At 64.1% G+C, this 17,904-nt stretch carries 16 protein-coding genes; 7 read left to right on the top strand and 9 right to left on the bottom strand.

What is annotated here, in order from left to right:
• Positions 1 to 9: 9 nt before the first annotated feature.
• The 4 genes from AC3WXD_RS23025 to AC3WXD_RS23010 all read right to left on the bottom strand — a co-directional run bounded on the left by AC3WXD_RS23025 (position 10) and on the right by AC3WXD_RS23010 (position 4,587).
• Positions 10 to 738, bottom strand: coding sequence for an amino acid ABC transporter permease (locus tag AC3WXD_RS23025; protein WP_020203178.1), 729 nt, complete (start codon positions 736 to 738; stop codon positions 10 to 12).
• Positions 739 to 801: 63 nt separating this feature from the next.
• A complete protein-coding gene (locus tag AC3WXD_RS23020; RefSeq protein WP_029043645.1) occupies positions 802 to 1,701 on the bottom strand; it encodes a glutamate/aspartate ABC transporter substrate-binding protein in 900 nt (299 codons plus the stop codon).
• Positions 1,702 to 2,126: 425 nt separating this feature from the next.
• Positions 2,127 to 3,446 (bottom strand): Glu/Leu/Phe/Val family dehydrogenase, encoded by a 1,320-nt coding sequence (locus AC3WXD_RS23015; protein WP_020203176.1) that lies wholly within the window; start codon positions 3,444 to 3,446, stop codon positions 2,127 to 2,129.
• A gap of 127 nt (positions 3,447 to 3,573) precedes the next feature.
• Positions 3,574 to 4,587 carry a LysR family transcriptional regulator gene (locus tag AC3WXD_RS23010; protein ID WP_059410477.1) on the bottom strand — a complete coding sequence of 338 codons (1,014 nt, stop codon included), beginning with the start codon at positions 4,585 to 4,587 and terminating at the stop codon, positions 3,574 to 3,576.
• 174 nt (positions 4,588 to 4,761) lie between these two features.
• Here AC3WXD_RS23010 and AC3WXD_RS23005 point away from each other — a divergent pair, with 174 nt between their 5' ends.
• The 7 genes from AC3WXD_RS23005 to AC3WXD_RS22975 all read left to right on the top strand — a co-directional run bounded on the left by AC3WXD_RS23005 (position 4,762) and on the right by AC3WXD_RS22975 (position 11,578).
• Positions 4,762 to 5,322 carry a cysteine dioxygenase family protein gene (locus AC3WXD_RS23005; protein WP_020203174.1) on the top strand — a complete coding sequence of 187 codons (561 nt, stop codon included), beginning with the start codon at positions 4,762 to 4,764 and terminating at the stop codon, positions 5,320 to 5,322.
• A gap of 60 nt (positions 5,323 to 5,382) precedes the next feature.
• A complete protein-coding gene (locus AC3WXD_RS23000) occupies positions 5,383 to 5,844 on the top strand; it encodes an Lrp/AsnC family transcriptional regulator (protein ID WP_020203173.1) in 462 nt (153 codons plus the stop codon).
• A 207-nt stretch (positions 5,845 to 6,051) separates the two neighbouring features.
• On the top strand, positions 6,052 to 6,438 hold the full coding sequence (locus AC3WXD_RS22995; protein ID WP_454732442.1) for an Arm DNA-binding domain-containing protein: 387 nt from the start codon (positions 6,052 to 6,054) through the stop codon (positions 6,436 to 6,438).
• Between the two features lie 27 nt (positions 6,439 to 6,465).
• Positions 6,466 to 6,777, top strand: coding sequence for a phage integrase central domain-containing protein (locus AC3WXD_RS22990; RefSeq protein ID WP_454732441.1), 312 nt, complete (start codon positions 6,466 to 6,468; stop codon positions 6,775 to 6,777).
• A gap of 206 nt (positions 6,778 to 6,983) precedes the next feature.
• The gene (locus tag AC3WXD_RS22985; RefSeq protein ID WP_454730921.1) at positions 6,984 to 7,283 is read left to right on the top strand and encodes a tyrosine-type recombinase/integrase; all 300 of its coding nucleotides are present in this window, start codon (positions 6,984 to 6,986) and stop codon (positions 7,281 to 7,283) included.
• A 365-nt stretch (positions 7,284 to 7,648) separates the two neighbouring features.
• Entirely contained in the window at positions 7,649 to 9,871 is a 2,223-nt protein-coding gene (locus tag AC3WXD_RS22980) for an acyl-CoA synthetase family protein (RefSeq protein WP_454730920.1), read from the top strand.
• The gene (locus tag AC3WXD_RS22975) at positions 9,872 to 11,578 is read left to right on the top strand and encodes a LeoA/HP0731 family dynamin-like GTPase (RefSeq protein ID WP_492324768.1); all 1,707 of its coding nucleotides are present in this window, start codon (positions 9,872 to 9,874) and stop codon (positions 11,576 to 11,578) included. It abuts the gene before it with no gap.
• A gap of 152 nt (positions 11,579 to 11,730) precedes the next feature.
• Here the strand turns inward: AC3WXD_RS22975 and AC3WXD_RS22970 are convergent, their stop codons facing one another.
• The 5 genes from AC3WXD_RS22970 to AC3WXD_RS22950 form a co-directional block, all read right to left on the bottom strand.
• Positions 11,731 to 12,555 carry an IS5 family transposase gene (locus AC3WXD_RS22970; RefSeq protein WP_454730919.1) on the bottom strand — a complete coding sequence of 275 codons (825 nt, stop codon included), beginning with the start codon at positions 12,553 to 12,555 and terminating at the stop codon, positions 11,731 to 11,733.
• Between the two features lie 416 nt (positions 12,556 to 12,971).
• Positions 12,972 to 13,757, bottom strand: coding sequence for an ABC transporter permease (locus tag AC3WXD_RS22965; protein WP_492324767.1), 786 nt, complete (start codon positions 13,755 to 13,757; stop codon positions 12,972 to 12,974).
• A 2-nt stretch (positions 13,758 to 13,759) separates the two neighbouring features.
• Positions 13,760 to 14,623 carry an ABC transporter ATP-binding protein gene (locus tag AC3WXD_RS22960; RefSeq protein WP_059410476.1) on the bottom strand — a complete coding sequence of 288 codons (864 nt, stop codon included), beginning with the start codon at positions 14,621 to 14,623 and terminating at the stop codon, positions 13,760 to 13,762.
• Positions 14,620 to 15,645: an ABC transporter substrate-binding protein gene (locus AC3WXD_RS22955; protein WP_043366622.1), complete on the bottom strand. Its 1,026-nt coding sequence runs from the start codon at positions 15,643 to 15,645 to the stop codon at positions 14,620 to 14,622. The genes AC3WXD_RS22960 and AC3WXD_RS22955 overlap by 4 nt, the downstream gene beginning before the upstream one ends.
• Positions 15,646 to 15,962: 317 nt before the next feature.
• Positions 15,963 to 17,861, bottom strand: a complete 1,899-nt coding sequence (locus AC3WXD_RS22950; protein WP_492324766.1) for an ABCB family ABC transporter ATP-binding protein/permease — start codon at positions 17,859 to 17,861, stop codon at positions 15,963 to 15,965.
• Positions 17,862 to 17,904: the final 43 nt, after the last annotated feature.

Below are 17,904 nucleotides of genomic sequence, written 5' to 3'. Positions count from 1 at the left end.
CGGGTCCTCTTACTTGCCACCGATGAAGCCGGGCACGCGGGTGCGCTGTTCCACCCAGCGCATGAGCAGCATCACGACGAGATTGATCAGCGCGTACATGATGGTCACGGCGATGAAGGACTCGTACGGTCGCGCCGTGTAGTCCACCAGCTGCCGGCCCTGCGCCGCCAGTTCCAGCAGGCCGATCGTGGACGCCACCGCGGAGTTCTTGAAGATGTTCAGGAACTCGGAGGTCAGCGGCGGCACGATGACGCGGAACGACATCGGCAGCAGCACGAAGCGGTAGGTCTGCGCCAGCGTGAAGCCCATCGCCAGGCCGGCGTTGCGCTGGCCGCGCGGCAGCGAGTTGATGCCCGAGCGCACCTGCTCGCAGACCCGGGCCGCGGTGAACGTGCCCAGGCAGAACATGGCTGCCAGGAACTGCTGCGCGAACGGGTTCATCTGCTTGAACATCTCGCCGCCGGGCAGCAGCTCGGGCATGACGAAGTACCAGATGAACAGCTGCACCAGCAGCGGAATATTGCGGAAGATCTCGACGTAGGTCGCGGCAAGGCCGGACAGCCACTTGTTGGGCACCGTGCGCAGCACGCCGAGCACCGAGCCGATGACCAGGGCGATGATCCATGACGAGAGCCCGAGCGCCAGCGTGACCTTGAGCCCGGAAATCATCCAGTCAAGGTAGGTCTCGTTCTGGGCGGCCTGCTCGAGGAATACACCCCAATGCCAGCTGTAATTCATGATGAGTCCTCAAAAAGAAACGGAAGGACATGCCTTCCGTTTCGCACAACCGGAATCCCAGGATCAGTCGAGCGCCTTGTCATTCGGCGTCTTGAACAACGCCTTCATGTCTTCGGACAGCGGGAAGTCCAGGTTCAGGCCCTTGGGCGGCACCGGCTGCTGGAACCACTTGGTGTACAGCGTGTTGATCGAGCCGTCCTTCATCATGCCGGTGATGACGGTGTCCGACAGCTTCTTGAACGGTGCGTCATCCTTGCGGATCATGCAGCCGTAGGACTCGCGCGATTGCGGCTTGGCCACCACGATCCAGTCGGCCGGGTTCTTGGCCTTGGCGCGCTCGCCGTACAGCAGCGCGTCGTCCATCATGAACGCGACCGCGCGGCCCGATTCCAGCGTCAGGAACGACTGGCCGTGGTCCTTGGTGCTGATGATGTTCATGCCCAGCTTCTGGTCATCGTTCATCTTGCGCAGCAGGCGCTCGGACGTGGTGCCGGCGGTGGTCACGACGTTCTTGCCCTTGAGGTCGGCCCAGTCCTTGATGCCGCCGTCCTTCTTCACCATGATGCGGGTGCCGATGATGAAGATGCTGGTGGTAAACGATGCCTGCTTCTGGCGTTCGAGGTTGTTGGTGGTCGAGCCGCACTCGATGTCGATGGTGCCGTTCTGCAGCAGCGTGATGCGGTTCTGCGAGGTGATCGGGATTTCCTTGACCTGCAGGTTCGGCAGCTTCAGTTGGTCCTTGATGGCTTCCACGATCTTGACGTTGATGTCGTAGGAATAGCCGACCTGGCGCACGCCGCCCAGGTTGTAGTTGAACGGAATCGACGATTCGCGCACGCCAAGCGTAATCACACCGGTGTCTTTGATCTTCTGCAGCGTGCCCGTCAGTTGCTCGGCGGCTTGCGCGGTACCGCACAGCACGCCGGCTGCAATCATCAGGGAAGCCAACTTGGCAACATTCATAACATCTCCTTGACCATGAAGAGAAGAAAGGCGGGACTCTAACAAAAAACCACCCGCCGACGAAATAGTATTGCGCAGGCATGCACTCAAGACAACGGGTTTTTCCCCTAGCAAAGCCAATATGGGCATGGTTTGCGGGGAGATCGCACCCTGTTGCGGCCCGGATACGGACCCGTTGCCGGCCGGCCGTTTCCTCCCGGCAACACCGGGGAACGCCGGAAAGCGCCGCGGACCGGCTTCCGCGCGGCCGTCATCGGACGGTCACATGCCGCATGGCCGCCGCCGCTCCCGTCAGCGCGGCTGGCAACACCATACGACAACGCGGCTGCCGGAACATCCGGCAGCCGCGTTACCGACACCCGACTGGATTGCTGCAATGCAGCATCACCCTCCGGCGACGCCGCGGCAGCAAGCCGCCCCGACCATCAGGGGTAAAGGCCGCGCATTTCGCGCGCCTGCAGGATCCGCGTGCAGGCCACGATGAACGCGGCCGTGCGCAAGGTAACCTTGTTTTCCTGAGCGATCTGCCAGATCGCACGGAAAGCCTCTTGCATGATTCGTACCAGGCGCTGGTTGATCTCCTCCTCGGTCCAGAAGAAGCTGGAGAAATCCTGCACCCATTCGAAGTACGAAACCGTGACGCCGCCGGCGTTGGCGATCACATCCGGTGCCACCAGGATGTTGCGCTCGCGCAGGATGTCGTCGGCTTCGGGCGTGGTCGGGCCGTTCGCACCTTCAATGACCATCCGTGCCTTGATTTGGGGCGCGTTCTGCGCGGTGATCTGGCCTTCCAGCGCGGCCGGGATCAGGATGTCGCAGTCGACCTGCCAGAACTGCCCGCTGGAGATGGTCTCGCCCTGGAAGCCGTCGATGGTGCCGCTGTGCGACGCATATTCCATCATGGCGGGCACGTCCAGGCCGGCCGGATTGTACAGCGAGGTGCGGTGGTCCTGCACCGCCACCACGCGGGCGCCGGCCTCGTGGAACAGCTTGGCCGCTACCGCGCCGACGTTGCCGAAGCCCTGCACCGCCACGCGGGCGCCGCGGATCTCCAGCCCCAGGTTGCGCGCCGCCTCGGAGCCGACCACGAACACGCCGCGGCCGGTGGCCTCGTGGCGGCCCAGCGAGCCGCCCAGCGAGATCGGCTTGCCCGTCACCACGCCGGTGGCGGTGCTGCCCGAGTTCATCGAATAGGTGTCCATCATCCACGCCATCACCTGCGCGTTGGTGTTGACGTCGGGCGCCGGGATGTCCTTGTTGGGCCCGATGATGATGTTGATCTCGCTGGTGTAGCGGCGCGTGATGCGCTCCAGCTCGCCGTGCGAGAGGGTGCGCGGATCGACGCGGATGCCGCCCTTGGCGCCGCCGTAGGGCACGTTGACCGCCGCGTTCTTGACCGACATCCAGGCCGACAGCGCCATCACCTCGGACAGCGTCACGTCCTGGTGGAAGCGCACGCCGCCCTTGCCCGGGCCGCGCGACAGGTTGTGCTGCACGCGGTAGCCTTCGAAGTGGGCGATGGTGCCGTTGTCCATCTCGATGGGCACGTCCACGATCAGCGCGCGCTTGGGGCGCTTGAGCGTCTCGACCCAGCGGGCCAGCGAGCCCAGGTAGGGCGTGACGCGGTCGACCTGCTGCAGGTAGGTGCCCCAGGGGCCGAGGGCCTCGGGGTTGAGGTAGGAAGGCAGCGTGTGGGATGAAGCGGCGGCGTTGGAGAGGACGGATGAGGGTACGGCGGAAGACATCGTTGGGTCTCGGTGTGAAGGTGCCGCCAGCTTAGAGGAGGCGGCCCCGCCGAAGCCAATGCCGTTTGGTCATCCCGCCGCGCATGTTATGCAAGCCGCGCATAACGTTGCCCGCGGCGCCGCGCGCCTACGCGGGGGCGCCTCCCGTGGCGCCGGCGGGCGCGCCGGCCTGCCACGCGCCCGGCGCGGGCAGGCTGCGCGCGGCCACCGCGTTCCAGACGCGGTCCACCAGCCGGCGCTTGTTGCGCAACTGCGCGCTGCGGCGCTCGCCGGCCTGCTCGCCCGGCTTCTCGCGGTACAGGCGGATCTCCATGTCGATCGACAGCGGCAGCCCGCGCGCCGGCTCCGCCCGCACCAGCCGGTGGTGGGCGATCTCGTCGCGCACCGCGCTCTCGGGCAGGAAGGCCATGCCGTGCCCGGCCAGCGCCATCACCTTGAGCGCCTCGGCCATGTCCGTCTCGTAGCATTTGTCGAGCTTGAGCTTGTCCGCGGTCTCGCCCAGCAGCATGTCCACCATGCGCCCGAGGAACGCGTTCGGCGTGTAGCTGAGGAACGGCACCGGCTTCTTGTCGGTGCCGGGCAGCCGGTACAGCGGCTTGCCGGCGGCGTCGGGCACGCTGTACGGCGACAGCCGCTCGATGCCAAGCACCAGCATGTCGTAGTGCGCCGGGTCGAGCTGGATGGCCTGGCGCGCGTGGTGGTAGACCATCACCAGGTCGCAGCCGCCGTCGACCAGCGCCAGCACCGCGTCGTGCACGTTGAGCGCGCGCAGCCGGCACGGCAGCGTGCCGATCTCGCGCTCCACCGCCTTGAGCCATTCCGGGAAGAAGGTCAGCGACAGCGTGTGCGGCACCGCGAATTCCAGCACGTGGCCGTTGGCCGAGCGCTGGCCGCGCATCAGCGCGCGCGTCTCGCTGACCTGCGCCAGCATCGCCAGCGCCTGCTCGTAGAACACCTTGCCGGCCGGCGTCAGGCTGGTCGGATAGCTGGAGCGGTCGATCAGCTCCGTGCCCACCCAGGACTCCAGCGACTGGATCCGGCGCGAGAACGCGGGCTGCGTCACGTGGCGCTGCTCGGCCGAGCGCGAGAAGCTGTGCGTCTCGGCCAGGCTGACGAAGTCTTCAAGCCATTTGATTTCCATGAGGCGGCATTATCCACCGGCTGCCCGCGTCCGGCGCAGCCGCGGGAATGAAATTCCACCTTCTTGCCTTTTGGTGGAATGAGATTACACTTCCAGGCAGATTTGCACGACAAGACGCACGTGTTTGCTAAAGGCCCGGCGCTATGATGGTCGCAGACCAACAAGGAGCCCGACATGGCCACCCAGCAAGCCGGCGCGGCCGATGCCGCCCACCGCCAGACCCCGCATCCCGGCCTGTTCGCTCCGCTGTCCGCGGGCATGTCCTCGGCATTCGCGGCCAGCGCGCGCCTGGTGGCGCAGGGCATCGAGGACAGCCTGCCGGATGCCGCCGCGCTGCTGGCGCTGCTGCCCGAACCGCTGCGCGCCGGCTCGCCGCACGGCTATGTGCGCCACCTGGTCCACGCCGACCCGCTGGCGCGCTACGCGGCCATGCTGCTGGTGTGGCGACCCGGCCAGCACAGCCCGGTGCACGGCCACCAGACCTGGTGCGCCTACCGCGTGCTGCAAGGCACGCTGCACGAGCGCCACTACCGCTGGGACGCGCAGGCGCGGCGCGCGCGGCTGTGCGGCGAAATGCCGCGCGCGGCGGGCGACACCTTCAGCGTGCCGGCCGGCCTGCGCCACATCCACGCGCTCGGCAACGACGGCACCGAAGTAGCCGTGTCGCTGCACATCTACGGGGTGGACCAGGAACACATCGGCAGCGGTGTGAACCTGCTGGTCGACGCGGCCTGATTCCGGGCCGGCGCGGCCGGGCACCTGTCACGCTGCATGCCAGGAAAACACCGCCCGAACATGGACCGCTACGACCGCCAGATACTCGCCGCCCTGCAGGAAGACGCCACCGTGCCGGTGGCCGAACTCGGCGAGCGCGTCGGCCTGACCTCCACGCCGTGCTGGCGGCGCGTGCAGAAGCTGGAGGAAAGCGGCGTGATCCGCAAGCGCGTGGCGCTGCTCGACCCGGCCCTGCTCAACGTGGGCGTGACCGTGTTCGTCTCGGTCCGCACCAACCAGCACAGCGCCAGGTGGCTCAAGACCTTTCACGAGCTGGTCGCCTCGATCCCCGAAGTCACCGAGTTCTACCGCATGGCGGGAGACACCGACTACCTGCTGCGCGTGGTGGTGCCGGACATCGCCGCCTACGACCGCGTCTACAAGAAGCTGATCCAGGGCGCGGAGCTGGCCGACGTCAGCTCCAGCTTCGCGATGGAGCAGATCAAGTACACCACCGCGCTGCCGCTGGATTACGCCGACTAGATCTCCGCGCCATCCAGCGAAGCCGAAAGGGAGAGGGGAACAGACCCCGGGCACCAACAGCACGTCCAACAACCTCCATAGCCGTCCAAGAACCCCGCATTAGCCCCTGATTTTGCTGGATTCTTTCTTTTTGGGCATCCGACGATGTCCAACTGGATCCGAAAAAGCTGATGGTATATTCGTTAGTACCTACTCCTCCCTGTTGGTATCAATCGCCCCAAGAGCCTCACCGACCTGGCCGTCCGCAATGCCAAGCCCCTGGACAAGCAGTACAAGATAACTGACGGCGACGGCATGTTTCTGTTAGTACAGCCGAGCGGCGGAAAATATTGGCGGCTCGCCTACCGCTACCTCGGCAAGCAAAAGACATTGGCCCTGGGCGTCTACCCCGAAGTGAGTCTGGCTTCAGCCCGACAGCGGCGCGCGGAGGCACGCGAGAAACTGGCAGTAGGATTTGACCCCGGGGAACTCAAGAAAAGCGACAAGCACACTGCCCGCTTGGCAGCGGAAAACTCGTTCGAGGTGGTTGCAAACGCATGGATCAAGGAGCACGGAAGCACCGTGACTCCCAAACAATGCGAAAAAACACTCTAGCGCCTCAAGAACGATGTCTATCCCTGGCTGGGAAAGCGCCCGATTACCGAAATCGAGGCCCCAGAAATCCTGGCGGTGCTGAAACGGATGATGGCCGAGGAGCGCGTTTCACCGAGCACCGCGTGTGCAGCGAAATTCCGCCGGGTGTTTCTCTACGGCGTCAAGGAAGGGCTCTGCATCAGCAACCCCGCCGCGGCTCTGGTCAAGGCGATCCCACCAGCGAAAGCCACGCACTTTGCGTCGATCACCGATCCGGCAAAGGTTGGTGAAATGCTTCGGCCTTCGATGGCTTCAGCGGCACCTTCACGGTTCTATGCGCCCTCAAGCTGGCACCGCTAGTATTCGTCCGGCCGGGGAATTGCGCAAGGCGGAATGGGCTCAATTCGACCTTGAAAAAGGGGAGTGGCGCTATCTGGTTACAAAAACCAAAACGGAACACCTCGTTCCGCTCGCCACGCAGGTCATTCAAATCCTCAAAGAACTGCAAGCGGTGACCGGTAACGAGCGGTATGTGTTTCCGGGGGGCTCGCTCCAGGCAGCGCCCTATGAGCAATGCTGCGATCAACGCTGCGTTGCGCCGGCTTGGCTACGACACGCACACGGAGATTACCAGCCATGGCTTCCGTGTGATGGCGCACACCATTCTTCATGAAGAATTGGAGCAAAAGCCCGAGGTGATCGAGCACCAGCTCGCGCACTCAGTTCCCGATGCACTCGGCGCGGCATATAACCGCACTAAATTCATTAAGGACCCGCGAGTGATGATGCAGAAGTGGGCAGACTATCTGGATCAACTCAAGGCTAGGGCGAAGATCATCCCGTTGCTGGCGGTAAGCGCAACATGACCTGATAGCGGCTGGATCCTCATTGATGCGCATGATGCGCACTCAGCTACGAATCCGCATTGTCCAGCGGCTAGAGCGACCCCCTGAGACGCTGGACACAGTCTCCCACTTACAATAGCGGAAGTTGGCTCTTCTTGTTTCTAAGCGGTCACACAGATCAGCGAAAAACCTTTCTTTTTGCCCGACGCGCCCGCGGCTCGCGCATAACCCCAGCTAGTTAACGGCAGCCATGCCGCACGACTTCACCCCGCTTTAGGAGGGCGGCCGTTCCAGGGGCCATCCCGCAAAATCGGGGGCCGCGCGAGCGCTGCATGCCGCGCTCGCGCGCATGAATGAGTTGCCGCCAGCTGGCGGCGATTTCTCTCTTGAAACGACAAGAACGACGGATGAGTATAAGCCCGGAATCCCCGCGAGACATCTACCTGAACGTCTCGCGCGAAGTAGAGAGTATTTTGCGAAGGCTTGGCAGCGCATCGGAGGACCAGCAGGTATTGGAGGCCAAGAAGAATACCCGCGCCATCCTCGAGAAGTTCCAGCGAGACATCGAAGGCAATATCGCCGGGCTCGAGCGCCATGCCGAATGGGACACCTTCACCATCGCCTTCTACGGCGAAACCAATGCCGGCAAGTCGACCATCATCGAGACGCTGCGCATCATGCTGGGGGAACAGAGCAAGGCTAAGGCTCAGCAGGCCTTCCGGACACTGCGGGAAGAACTTTGCGTCAGCGAGGAGAATCTCGAGGCCCTGCGCCAACGAATCCGGCAGGGCGACGCACTGCTTACCGAGTTGCAGGCGCGCCTTGACGGACTCGTGTCGTACTATGATGAGCAGGAGCAGGCCTGCCGCGACGAGATCCACCGCCTGCATGCACTGGTGGTCGAGAAAAAGAGAACGGCGACACTCTGGCAGAAATTCCTGAACCGGCTGCGCCAGTTGCCTGAAGAACAGACCTTTACCGGTGCAGAAGCCAGCCTGAGGGCCCTGCTCGCCGAGAGGAACGGCGCCGTCGAGGACGTCGCGCGGCAGCAGCGCGAGACGCTGGATACAAAGCAAGCTGCCGAACGGGAACTCGAACGCGTGGAGCGCGACCAGCACAAGCTGGAATCGCTGGCCGACGGCGTAATCATCGGTAACGGGCGCTCCGACTATACGCTCGAGACCCGAGGCTATGCATTCGAAGCTGGTGGCCACAAATTCACCTTGCTCGACGTTCCCGGCATCGAAGGCAAGGAAGCCATGGTCATGGACGGCATCCGCTCGGCAGTGCAGAAGGCCCATGCCGTGTTCTATGTGACGGGCAAAGCTGCGGCTCCGCAGAAAGGCGACGAGCATACCAAGGGCACGTTGGAGAAGATCAAGGAACACCTTGGCACGCAGACCGAGGTCTGGACCCTCTTCAACAAGCGCATCACCAACCCCATGCAGCTAGAGAAGGGCGGGCTCGCCAGCCAGGACGAACTCGAGAGCCTGCAGGACCTCGACGAAAAAATGCGCGAGCAGCTCGGCGAGCACTACCAGCGCGTCATCCCGCTGAGTGCCCAGCCCGCGTTCCTAGCCGTTGCCGACTGCCTGGTGCCCGGCTCACAGAATGCCAAGAGCAAGGACAAGTTCCTCGCTAGGCTCAAGCCCCAAGAACTGCTGCAGCGCTCGAACATGGAGCAGTTTCGCGAGCTTCTGGCCGGCAACCTGGTGCACGACTATAAGACCAAGATCAGACGCTCCAATTTCAACAAGGCCAACCAAGTGGTCAAGACGGCGGCGGATGAGGTCGCCAGGATCCAGCGTGATTCGTTCAAGCCGCTGGGACAGCAGCTAAAGCAGGACGCAAATGGCTCCCGCGAGCAACTGACCATCGCGCTCCGAACGCTTAAGACACGCCTGGAAACAGAAGGTGAACGGACGATCACCGGTTTCAAGAACGCCGTGCGCAGGCGCATTTACGCGCGCATCGAGTCCGACATCGGCAACGATATCTTCAAGAACGCGCTCGAATCCTGCATCAGGATCGAGCAGGCCAGCCTAGAACAGCGCCTGCCCGGGCTGATGGAGGCCGAACTGAAGACCTTCAAGGCGGAGATCGCAGAGGTCGTCGAGCAGTTCCAGCAATACGCCAGCGAGTTGGTCGAGACCTACGGCAAGATCGGCATGGGCCAGTTGGACAGCTCGTTCGAGCTGAAGATCAGCATTGACAACGGCCTCAAGATATCCAACCTGCTTGGCTCGCTGGTCGGCGGAGTGCTGATGATCTGGAACCCGGCCGGGTGGGTCGCGCTGACGATCGGCGCCATCACGCTGCTGGTCAGCCTCGGCAAGGCCCTCGTCGGCTTCTTCAGCTCCAGCTACAAAATGTCCCAACAGCGCAAGTCGGCCGACCAGAACCTGGAGACCATCGCAGACAAGATGCGCGACTCGCTGCGCGGAAGCCTGACCGCCGCCTTCCGCGAACTGGAGGAAAACGTCGAGATCATTAAGGAAGCGCTGAACGAGCCTGTCCGCCAGGTTGACGAAATCAGTGCGACGCTGCTCAAGTCCGTGGCGGAGCTAAAGAAACTATCCAAAACCATCGAAGCCGTAGGTGCACAGTAAATGGAAAAGACCCTAGACACCTTCAAGGCGCAACAATCCCGCGCCGTGGACATCTTGGAGAAGCTTCAGGGCTTCCTGCAACAAGGCGAAAGCGTCGGCGTGCAGATCGATCCGAACCTAAAGGCCAAGCTGCAAACGGCCATCCAGGACGTAGCCGAAGAAAAACTCAGGATTGCACTAGTTGGCGGCTTCTCGGAGGGCAAGACCTCTATCGCTGCGGCCTGGATGGAGCAACTGGACAAGTCCACCATGAAGATCAGCCACAAGGAATCGTCCAACGAAGTGAAGGTGTACGACGTGGGCTCCGATTTCGTACTGATCGACACCCCCGGGCTGTTCGGCTTCAAGGAACAATACAATGCGCAAACCCACCTCGTGGAGAAGTACAAGGACATCACCAAGAAGTACGTGAGCGAAGCCCACCTAGTGCTGTACGTAATGAACTCGACCAACCCCATTAAGGAAAGCCACAAGGAAGACCTGATGTGGCTGTTCCGCACGCTGGACCTCCTGCCGCGCACGGTGTTCGTGCTGAGCCGCTTCGACGAAGTCGCCGACGTGGAAGACGAGCGGGAGTACCGGGAAAGCCTGGCGGTCAAGCGCGACAACGTCAGCGACCGCCTGCGCAACCTGATCTGCCTGGACGCCGTCGAGACGGCCGCTCTGGCGATCGTCGCCGTGGCGGCAAACCCGTTCGACATGGGCACTGAGTACTGGCTGTCAAACCTGGACAAGTTCAAGACGCTCTCCCACATCGCCACGTTGCAGGCGGCCACGTCAGAGAAAGTCAAGGCCAACGGCGGCGCCACAGCCATTGCCGAGGCCACAAAAGCGAGCGTCATCCGCGACGTCCTGACCAAACAGCTGCCAGTGGCGGTCGCCAACGACGAGAAGATCGGCCGTGAGGTGGACAAGCTCGAAGCGATGAACACCAGGCTGGCCCGGCAGCTCGCTTCGACCGAGGGCAAGATCTCGGCGGTGCGCGTAAGCCTTCGCGAGTTCGTCTCCGACTACTTCACGGACTTGATCCTGCAGGCAAAGGGGGCGAGCCTGGCCACCTTCACCGAATTCTTCGAGCGCGAAGTGGGCAACAACGGCATCGTGCTGACGACGCGTCTGCAGAACGAGTTCGAGCGCCAACTGCAGGCGGTCACCCTGGAAGTCAGCAAGATGAAAATCGGTTTCAACACAGAAATCAACCACTTCAATGGTGCGGTCAAAGTGCTCGGTAAGCAGGGCCTGGACTACATGCTCAAGAGCAACCTGATCAATAACTCCACGGTGCTGGCGACACGGGATGGCATCGTCGCCATTGCAAAAACGGTCGGAGTAGACTTGGGCAAGATGCTGAAATTCAAGCCCTGGGGAGCCGTCAATCTGGCCAAAGGAATCAACGGCGTGCTGGCCTTCGCGGGCCTAGCCCTGGAGGCCTGGGATAGCTGGGAGCAGGCCAAGCGCGAGGAGAAGTTCCGCGAGTCGATCGAGATGATGGTCGCGAACTTCAACATCCAGCGGATGGAACTGCTGCAGTTGATCGACGGGGTGCACTTCGTCGACCACTTCTTCTCCGAATACATCGAACTACGCAGCAACGTGGCGGAGGTGCAACTGGACGTGGCGCAGCGTCGGCAGCAGCGCGACCGCTTCAATGCATGGCGCCAAGCAGGCGAAGCCATCGACGCCGAGTTCACCGTCCTGCAGGACTGATCTGCCCAAGTCGTGCTCGCGCTCAAAGCACGCCAATGACATCGGCGACGACAACTGCGTCTGCACCATCTGGCATTTGTACTCCGCCGAGAAGCGGCGCCTTGGCTCCCGACGATAACGACCTTCCTGATCCTTAGAGCCCGTTTGAAAATTCAAGGATGGGCGACTCTGCGTAGCAGAAGTCCGCCCATTGCGATATAGACCATTGCCTCGGACACGTCGGGACGTCGCTCGTAGTCCCTGACCAGGCGACGCCAGCGAATCATCCAGCCGAAGGTAAGTTCCACTACCCAACGCCGGGGCAGAACTGCCAAGCCGACCTGATCCTCGCGGCGACGCACCACCTCGACGACAAAGTCGGGCGTCGCGGCTTTATCCGTCAGCGCGCGACGATCGTACGCGCCATCAGCAAACAGATGTTTCAGGCCCGGCCAACGCCTCTTCAAGGCCTCCAGTACCGTCACTACCCCTGTACTGTCGGCAATGCCTGCAGGCGTCAGGTTCACCATCAGCAGCCGCCCATTTGTATCCACGGCAATATGCCGCTTGCGCCCGACGATCTTCTTCGCAGCATCGTAGCCGCGCTCTTTCGCCGCTGGCGCCTTCACCGATTGGCTATCCACAACACCAGCGCTGGGGCAAAGCTGGCGGCCGTCCAACTCCCTGTCGAGCATCAGTACAACATCGTGGAGCGTGCGAAACAGGAACCTGCGCATCAGTCGGCGAAACCACCAATACACCGTTTGCCAGGCCGGGAAGTCCTTGGGCAGCATTCGCCAGCCGCAGCCCGAGCGCACCAGGTATCGCAGCGCGTTGATGACTTCGTGCAGGTCGGCCTTCCTGCGTCGCCCACGCTGGGCTGGCTTCGGCAGCAATCCTTCCATCGCAGCCCATTCCACGTCTGTCACGTCGCTCGGATATCGCTTTGCCTTGGCCGCCATACTTGCCTGCCGTTCTCGATGTTCTTTCTTCCACATCCGAACGTCAGATCACATCTGCGGCGAATTTTCAAACAGGCTCTCAGCATGGGATTCGGTTCTTGGGACAAGCTCACTCAGGAAGATATTCGACATAGTTGTAGGTGCCCCGTCCCTATACGAACTGCCGGCCTTCGTGTGTTCACAGGCTATCGGCAGAGCATCGTAAAATTTAAGTGAGGGGCTGTACCCCCAGCGGTCCGGTGGAAGTCTTGAGGCAGCGATAGACAACATCGGCAGACGCGAGGTAAGGCTTGGGAAACGTTGGTACTTTTGATAGTACTCCTGGAATGAAAATATTTTTTATTCCAATAAATTCAGATACTTATACTTACAATTCGAGTCCGACCCCGGCCTCAGCTACCTCAACGACCTCTGCTGCCTCGGCCACGTCGGGCACTGCGTCGCCCCATCACTCACCCGCGATTGGCCCACCCCGTCATCCGCCGCTCCACCACCGCGAAGAACTCGTACATCACCATCGCCATCACGGCGATCACCACCAGCCCGGCGAAGGCCAGCGGCATCTTCATGGCCGAGCCGGCCGACACCAGCAGGTAGCCGATGCCTTCGTTGGCGGCGTTCATCTCCGACACGGTGGTGCCGACGAAGGCCAGCGTGATGGCCACCTTGAGCGAGGCGAAGAAGAACGGCATCGAGCGCGGCAGGCCGATCTTGAGCAGCACGTCGGTGCGCTTTGCGCCAAGCACGCGCAGCACGTCCTCCAGCTCGGGCTCGAGCGTGGCCAGGCCGGTGGCGATGTTGACCATGATCGGGAAGAACGAGATCAGGAACGCGGTCAGGATGGCCGGGCCGGCGCCGAGGCCGAACCACACCACCAGGATCGGCACGAAGGCGGCCTTGGGCAGCGCGTTGAACGCCGTCATCAGCGGATAGCCCGCGGCGTAGGCCAGCTTCGACGAGCCCATCACCAGCCCCAGCGCCACGCCCACCACGATGGCCAGGGCGAAGCCGACCATCGTGGTCCAGAAGGTGCGCCAGGCATGCCCGGCGATCACGTCCCAGTATTCGAACAGCGCGGCGACGATCGCGCGCGGGCTGGGCAGGATGAAGTCCGACAGGTCGAACGCCAGGCACGCGCCCTGCCACAGCGCCAGGACCGCGGCCAGCAGCAGCCACGGCGCCACGCGCTGCACGCAGCGCTGCCGCGCGGCGCTCATCGGGGAAGAGAAGGTGCTCATGGTCAGTGCTGCCTCACGTGGCCGATCTTCTCGCGCAACGCGTGGACCAGATCGGCGAAGGGTTCGGTATAGGTCAGGTCGAGGTCGCGCGGGCGCGGCAGGCCGATCTCCTTGCGCGTGAGGATGCGCCCGGGGCGCTGGCTCATCACGTACACGGTGTCGGCCAGGAACACCGCCTCGCGCAGGTCGTGCGTGACCAGGATCACGTTGAAGCGCCGCGCCTGCCACAGGTCGCGCAGCACGCACCACAGCTCCTCGCGCGTGAAGGCGTCGAGCGCGCCGAACGGCTCGTCGAGCAGCAGCATGCGCGGCTCGTGGATCAGCGCGCGGCAGATCGAGGCGCGCTGCTGCATGCCGCCGGAAAGCTGCCACGGATACTTGTCCTCGTAGCCGGCCAACCCCACCGTGCGCAGCAGGTCGCGCGCGCGCGCCGTGTATTCCTCGCGCTTTTCGCGCAGCGTGGCGCGGTAGGGCTCGACGATCTCCAGCGGCAGCATCACGTTCTGCAGCGTGGTGCGCCACGGCAGCAGCGTCGGCGCCTGGAACGCCATGCCGACCATGTTGAGCGGCCCGCTCACCTTCCGGCCGGCGATCCTGACCACGCCGCGCGTGGCCGGCCGCAGGCCGGTGGCCAGCTTCATGAAGGTGGACTTGCCGCAGCCCGAAGGCCCGACGATGGCGATGAACTCGCCGGGCTCGACCTGCAGCGAGATGTCCTCGACGGCGAACTCGCCCTTGCGGGCCAGCTCGTCGTTATAGGCCAGCCACACGCGGTTGAACTCGACGAAGGGCTTGTCCGCCGGTTCCGCCGGTTCCGCGGGTTCGGCCGGCGCCAGCGCGCGCGGCGATGCGTGTCCGGCCGTCATCGCAGCACGTCCAGTTCGGCGGCCGAGGGCAGGTAGGCATCGGTCCACAGCGCGTCGGGATCGATGCGGCCCTTGGTGCCGAACGCGTCGGCCACCTGCGACGCCATCAGCGACAGGCGCGGCTTGCTGACGCGGCCGAAGCCCTCGGCGCGCGCGTCGGGCGACTTGACCACGCTGTCCAGCGCCAGCTTCAGGCGCCGGACCTCGAGCTTCTCGTCGATGATGCCGTCGCGCGCCTTGACCGCCTTGACGCCGTCCTCGGGCCGGGCGATCACGTCGCGCGCGGACCTGGCGAACGCGCGCAGGAAGGCCTTCACGGCTTCCGGGTTCTTCTTGATGAATTCCTCCGAGGCGATCACCGCGTTGCCGTACAGCTTCACGCCGTACTGCGGATACGGCAGCACCACGATGTCCTCGTCCTTCACGCCGCGCGCATTGAGGTTGAGGATGGAGGTGAACGAGAAGCCGGTGATGGCGTCGAGGTCGCCGCGCGCGAGCATGGTCTCGCGCAGGGCCGGATCCATCGCCTGCCAGTTGAAGCTCGCCGCCTGCAGCCCGTTGGCCCTGGCGAAGATCGGGAAGGCGCGGCGCCCGGCGTCGAACACCGGCGCGCCGAGCTTCTTGCCGGCCAGGTCGCGCGGCGCCTTGATGCCGGACTTCTTCAGCGCCAGCACGGCCGCCGGCGTGTTGTTGTAGACCATCATCACGGCCACCGGCTTGTTGCGCGCGTCCGGGTTGTTGCCGTAGAACTCCATCACCGAGGCCAGGTCGGCGAAGCCCATGTCGTAGGTGCCGGAGGCCACGCGGTTGACCACGTTGCCCGAGCCGTTGCCGGCGTCGATCGACACGTCGAGCTTCTCGGCCTTGAAGTAGCCCTTCTGCTCGCCCAGCAGGAACAGCGCGGACGGCCCCTCGAAACGCCAGTCGAGCTGGAAGCGGACCTTGGTCTGGGCATGCGCGTGGCCGGCGAATTGCGTCGACAGCACCAGCGCGGTGCCGAGCGCCATGCCGAGCCGCAGCATGCGGCGGCCCAGCGTTGGCGCGGCGGACGCGGCCGGCGCGGCGGTGGCGGCGGCAATGACTTCGATCGGGTTGGCGGCACGGGATTGCGGCATGGACTCTCTCTCCTGTTGATCGTTTTCGTGGAGAGTCCGTCTGCAAGCGGCATGCCATGCGAAGGCGCACCAGGCCTGGGCGGGCCCGCATCGGTTTGTCGAACCGGACTTGCGCAAGCCGATGCGCCGGCGCCGTTTGCCGCGCCGGATTGTCGGCAATCCGCGCGCGCGAATTGCGCGCGCCGGGCGTGTCCGCCCCGCCGCCGCTTCAGGCAATCAGATGTTCAGGCGTCCTGCGTGGCGTCGCCGGCCTCGACGGCCAGCGTCGCGTCTTCCACCGGCGTGGCGTTCTGCGCGGCGCTGCGCGCCTGGATGCGCCACATCTCGGCGTAGCGGCCATCCATGCGCATCAGCTCGGCATGGGTGCCGCGCTCGACCACGCGGCCGTGGTCCATCACCAGGATCTGGTCGGCGTGCACCACGGTCGAGAGCCGGTGCGCGATCAGCAGCGTGGTGCGGTTCTGCGCCAGGCGGATCAGCTCGGCCTGGATGGCCTGTTCGGTGCGCGAGTCGAGCGCCGAGGTGGCTTCGTCGAACACCAGGATGGGCGGGTTCTTGAGCAGCGTGCGCGCGATCGCCACGCGCTGCTTCTCGCCGCCCGAGAGCTTGAGGCCGCGCTCGCCCACGGGCGTGTCGTAGCCCTGCGGCAGCTCGCGGATGAAGGTATCGATCTGCGCCGCGCGCGCGGCCGCGATGACTTCCTCGTGGCTGGCCTCGGGCCGGCCGTAGGCGATGTTGTAGTAGATGCTGTCGTTGAACAGCACGGTGTCCTGCGGCACGATGCCGATGGCGCGGCGCAGGCTGTCCTGCGTGACCGCGCGGATGTCCTGCCCGTCGATCTCGATGGCGCCGCTGCCCACGTCGTAGAAGCGGAACAGCAGCCGCGCCAGCGTGGACTTGCCCGAGCCGCTGTGCCCCACCACCGCGGTGGTGGTGCCCGCCGCGATGGTGAAGTCGACGTCGTCGAGGATGGCGCGGTTGCTCTCGTAGCCGAAGCCCACGTGGGCGAAGCGCACCGCCGCGCCCTGCACGCGCAGCGCCGGCGCGCCCGGCGCGTCGGCCACCTCGCGGTTGGTGCCCAGCAGCACGAACATGCGGTCCATGTCGGTGGTGGCCTGCTTGATCTCGCGGTAGATCACGCCGAGGAAGTTCAGCGGGATGTAGAGCTGGATCATCAGCGTGTTGACCAGCACCAGGTCGCCCAGCGTGAGCTTGCCCGCGGCCACGCCCACGGTGGCGCGCCACAGGATCAGGATCAGCCCGGTGGCGATGATGGCCTGCTGGCCGAAGTTGAGGAAGGACAGCGAGTTCTGCGAGCGGATCGCCGCCGAGCGGTAGGTCAGCAGGTTCTCGTCGTAGCGGCGCGCCTCGTATTCCTCGTTGCCGAAGTACTTGACGGTCTCGAAGTTGAGCAGCGAGTCGATCGCCTTCTGGTTGGCGCGCGAATCCAGCTCGTTCATCCTGCGGCGGAAGTGCGTGCGCCACTCCGTCACCACGATGGTGAAGACGATGTAGCTCACCAGCGCGCAGCCGGTGATGGCGGCGAACCAGATGTCGTAGTGCAGGATGAAGAAGCCCATCACCAGCCCCATCTCGACCAGGGTCGGCAGGATGCTGTAGAGCGAATACGAGATCAGCGACTGGATGCCGCGCGTGCCGCGCTCGATGTCGCGGCTCATGCCGCCGGTCTGCCGCTCCAGGTGAAAGCGCAGCGACAGCGCGTGCAGGTGGCGGAACACCTGCAGCGCGATCTCGCGCACCGCGCTCTGCGTGACCTTGGCGAACAGGATCTCGCGCAGCTCCGTGAACAGCGTGCCGGACAGCCGCAGCACGCCGTAGGCCACGATCAGCCCGACCGGCACCACCAGCAGCGCGGCGGCGCTGCCGGCGGGCACGTTCATGTTGTCCACCAGCTTCTTCATCAGCACCGGCACGCCGAGGTTGGCCACCTTGGCCGCCACCAGGCAGACCAGCGCCAGCATCACGCGCCATTTGTAGTGCCATACGTAGGGCAGCAGATTGCGCACGGTCTGCCAGTCGCTGCGTGGCACGCCGGACTTGGAGAACAGGGAGGAAGCGGGCCGGGCGGGGGACGGCTCGGCCGGCGGGGAATAGCGTCGCATACGTTAGAATTCGGGCGAATATGCGATTGTGGCAGAGATCGGC

This window comes from Cupriavidus sp. FW216-B1, from assembly GCF_058789195.1.
Note: the sequence above shows the minus strand (reverse complement) of the source record. Positions and strands in the feature narration are given on the sequence as shown.

Bases quoted from the DNA above. Each gene is read 5' to 3' on its own strand.
- AC3WXD_RS22975 (WP_492324768.1), top strand. From the start codon at position 9,872: ATGGAAAAGACCCTAGACACCTTCAAGGCGCAACAATCCCGCGCCGTG.
- AC3WXD_RS22950 (WP_492324766.1), bottom strand. From the start codon at position 17,861: ATGCGACGCTATTCCCCGCCGGCCGAGCCGTCCCCCGCCCGGCCCGCT.
- AC3WXD_RS23005 (WP_020203174.1), top strand. From the start codon at position 4,762: ATGGCCACCCAGCAAGCCGGCGCGGCCGATGCCGCCCACCGCCAGACC.
- AC3WXD_RS22955 (WP_043366622.1), bottom strand. From the start codon at position 15,645: ATGCTGCGGCTCGGCATGGCGCTCGGCACCGCGCTGGTGCTGTCGACG.
- AC3WXD_RS23025 (WP_020203178.1), bottom strand. From the start codon at position 738: ATGAATTACAGCTGGCATTGGGGTGTATTCCTCGAGCAGGCCGCCCAG.
- AC3WXD_RS22960 (WP_059410476.1), bottom strand. From the start codon at position 14,623: ATGACGGCCGGACACGCATCGCCGCGCGCGCTGGCGCCGGCCGAACCC.
- AC3WXD_RS22970 (WP_454730919.1), bottom strand. From the start codon at position 12,555: ATGTGGAAGAAAGAACATCGAGAACGGCAGGCAAGTATGGCGGCCAAG.
- AC3WXD_RS22985 (WP_454730921.1), top strand. From the start codon at position 6,984: ATGAGCAATGCTGCGATCAACGCTGCGTTGCGCCGGCTTGGCTACGAC.
- AC3WXD_RS23000 (WP_020203173.1), top strand. From the start codon at position 5,383: ATGGACCGCTACGACCGCCAGATACTCGCCGCCCTGCAGGAAGACGCC.
- AC3WXD_RS22965 (WP_492324767.1), bottom strand. From the start codon at position 13,757: ATGAGCACCTTCTCTTCCCCGATGAGCGCCGCGCGGCAGCGCTGCGTG.
- AC3WXD_RS23015 (WP_020203176.1), bottom strand. From the start codon at position 3,446: ATGTCTTCCGCCGTACCCTCATCCGTCCTCTCCAACGCCGCCGCTTCA.
- AC3WXD_RS23010 (WP_059410477.1), bottom strand. From the start codon at position 4,587: ATGGAAATCAAATGGCTTGAAGACTTCGTCAGCCTGGCCGAGACGCAC.
- AC3WXD_RS23020 (WP_029043645.1), bottom strand. From the start codon at position 1,701: ATGAATGTTGCCAAGTTGGCTTCCCTGATGATTGCAGCCGGCGTGCTG.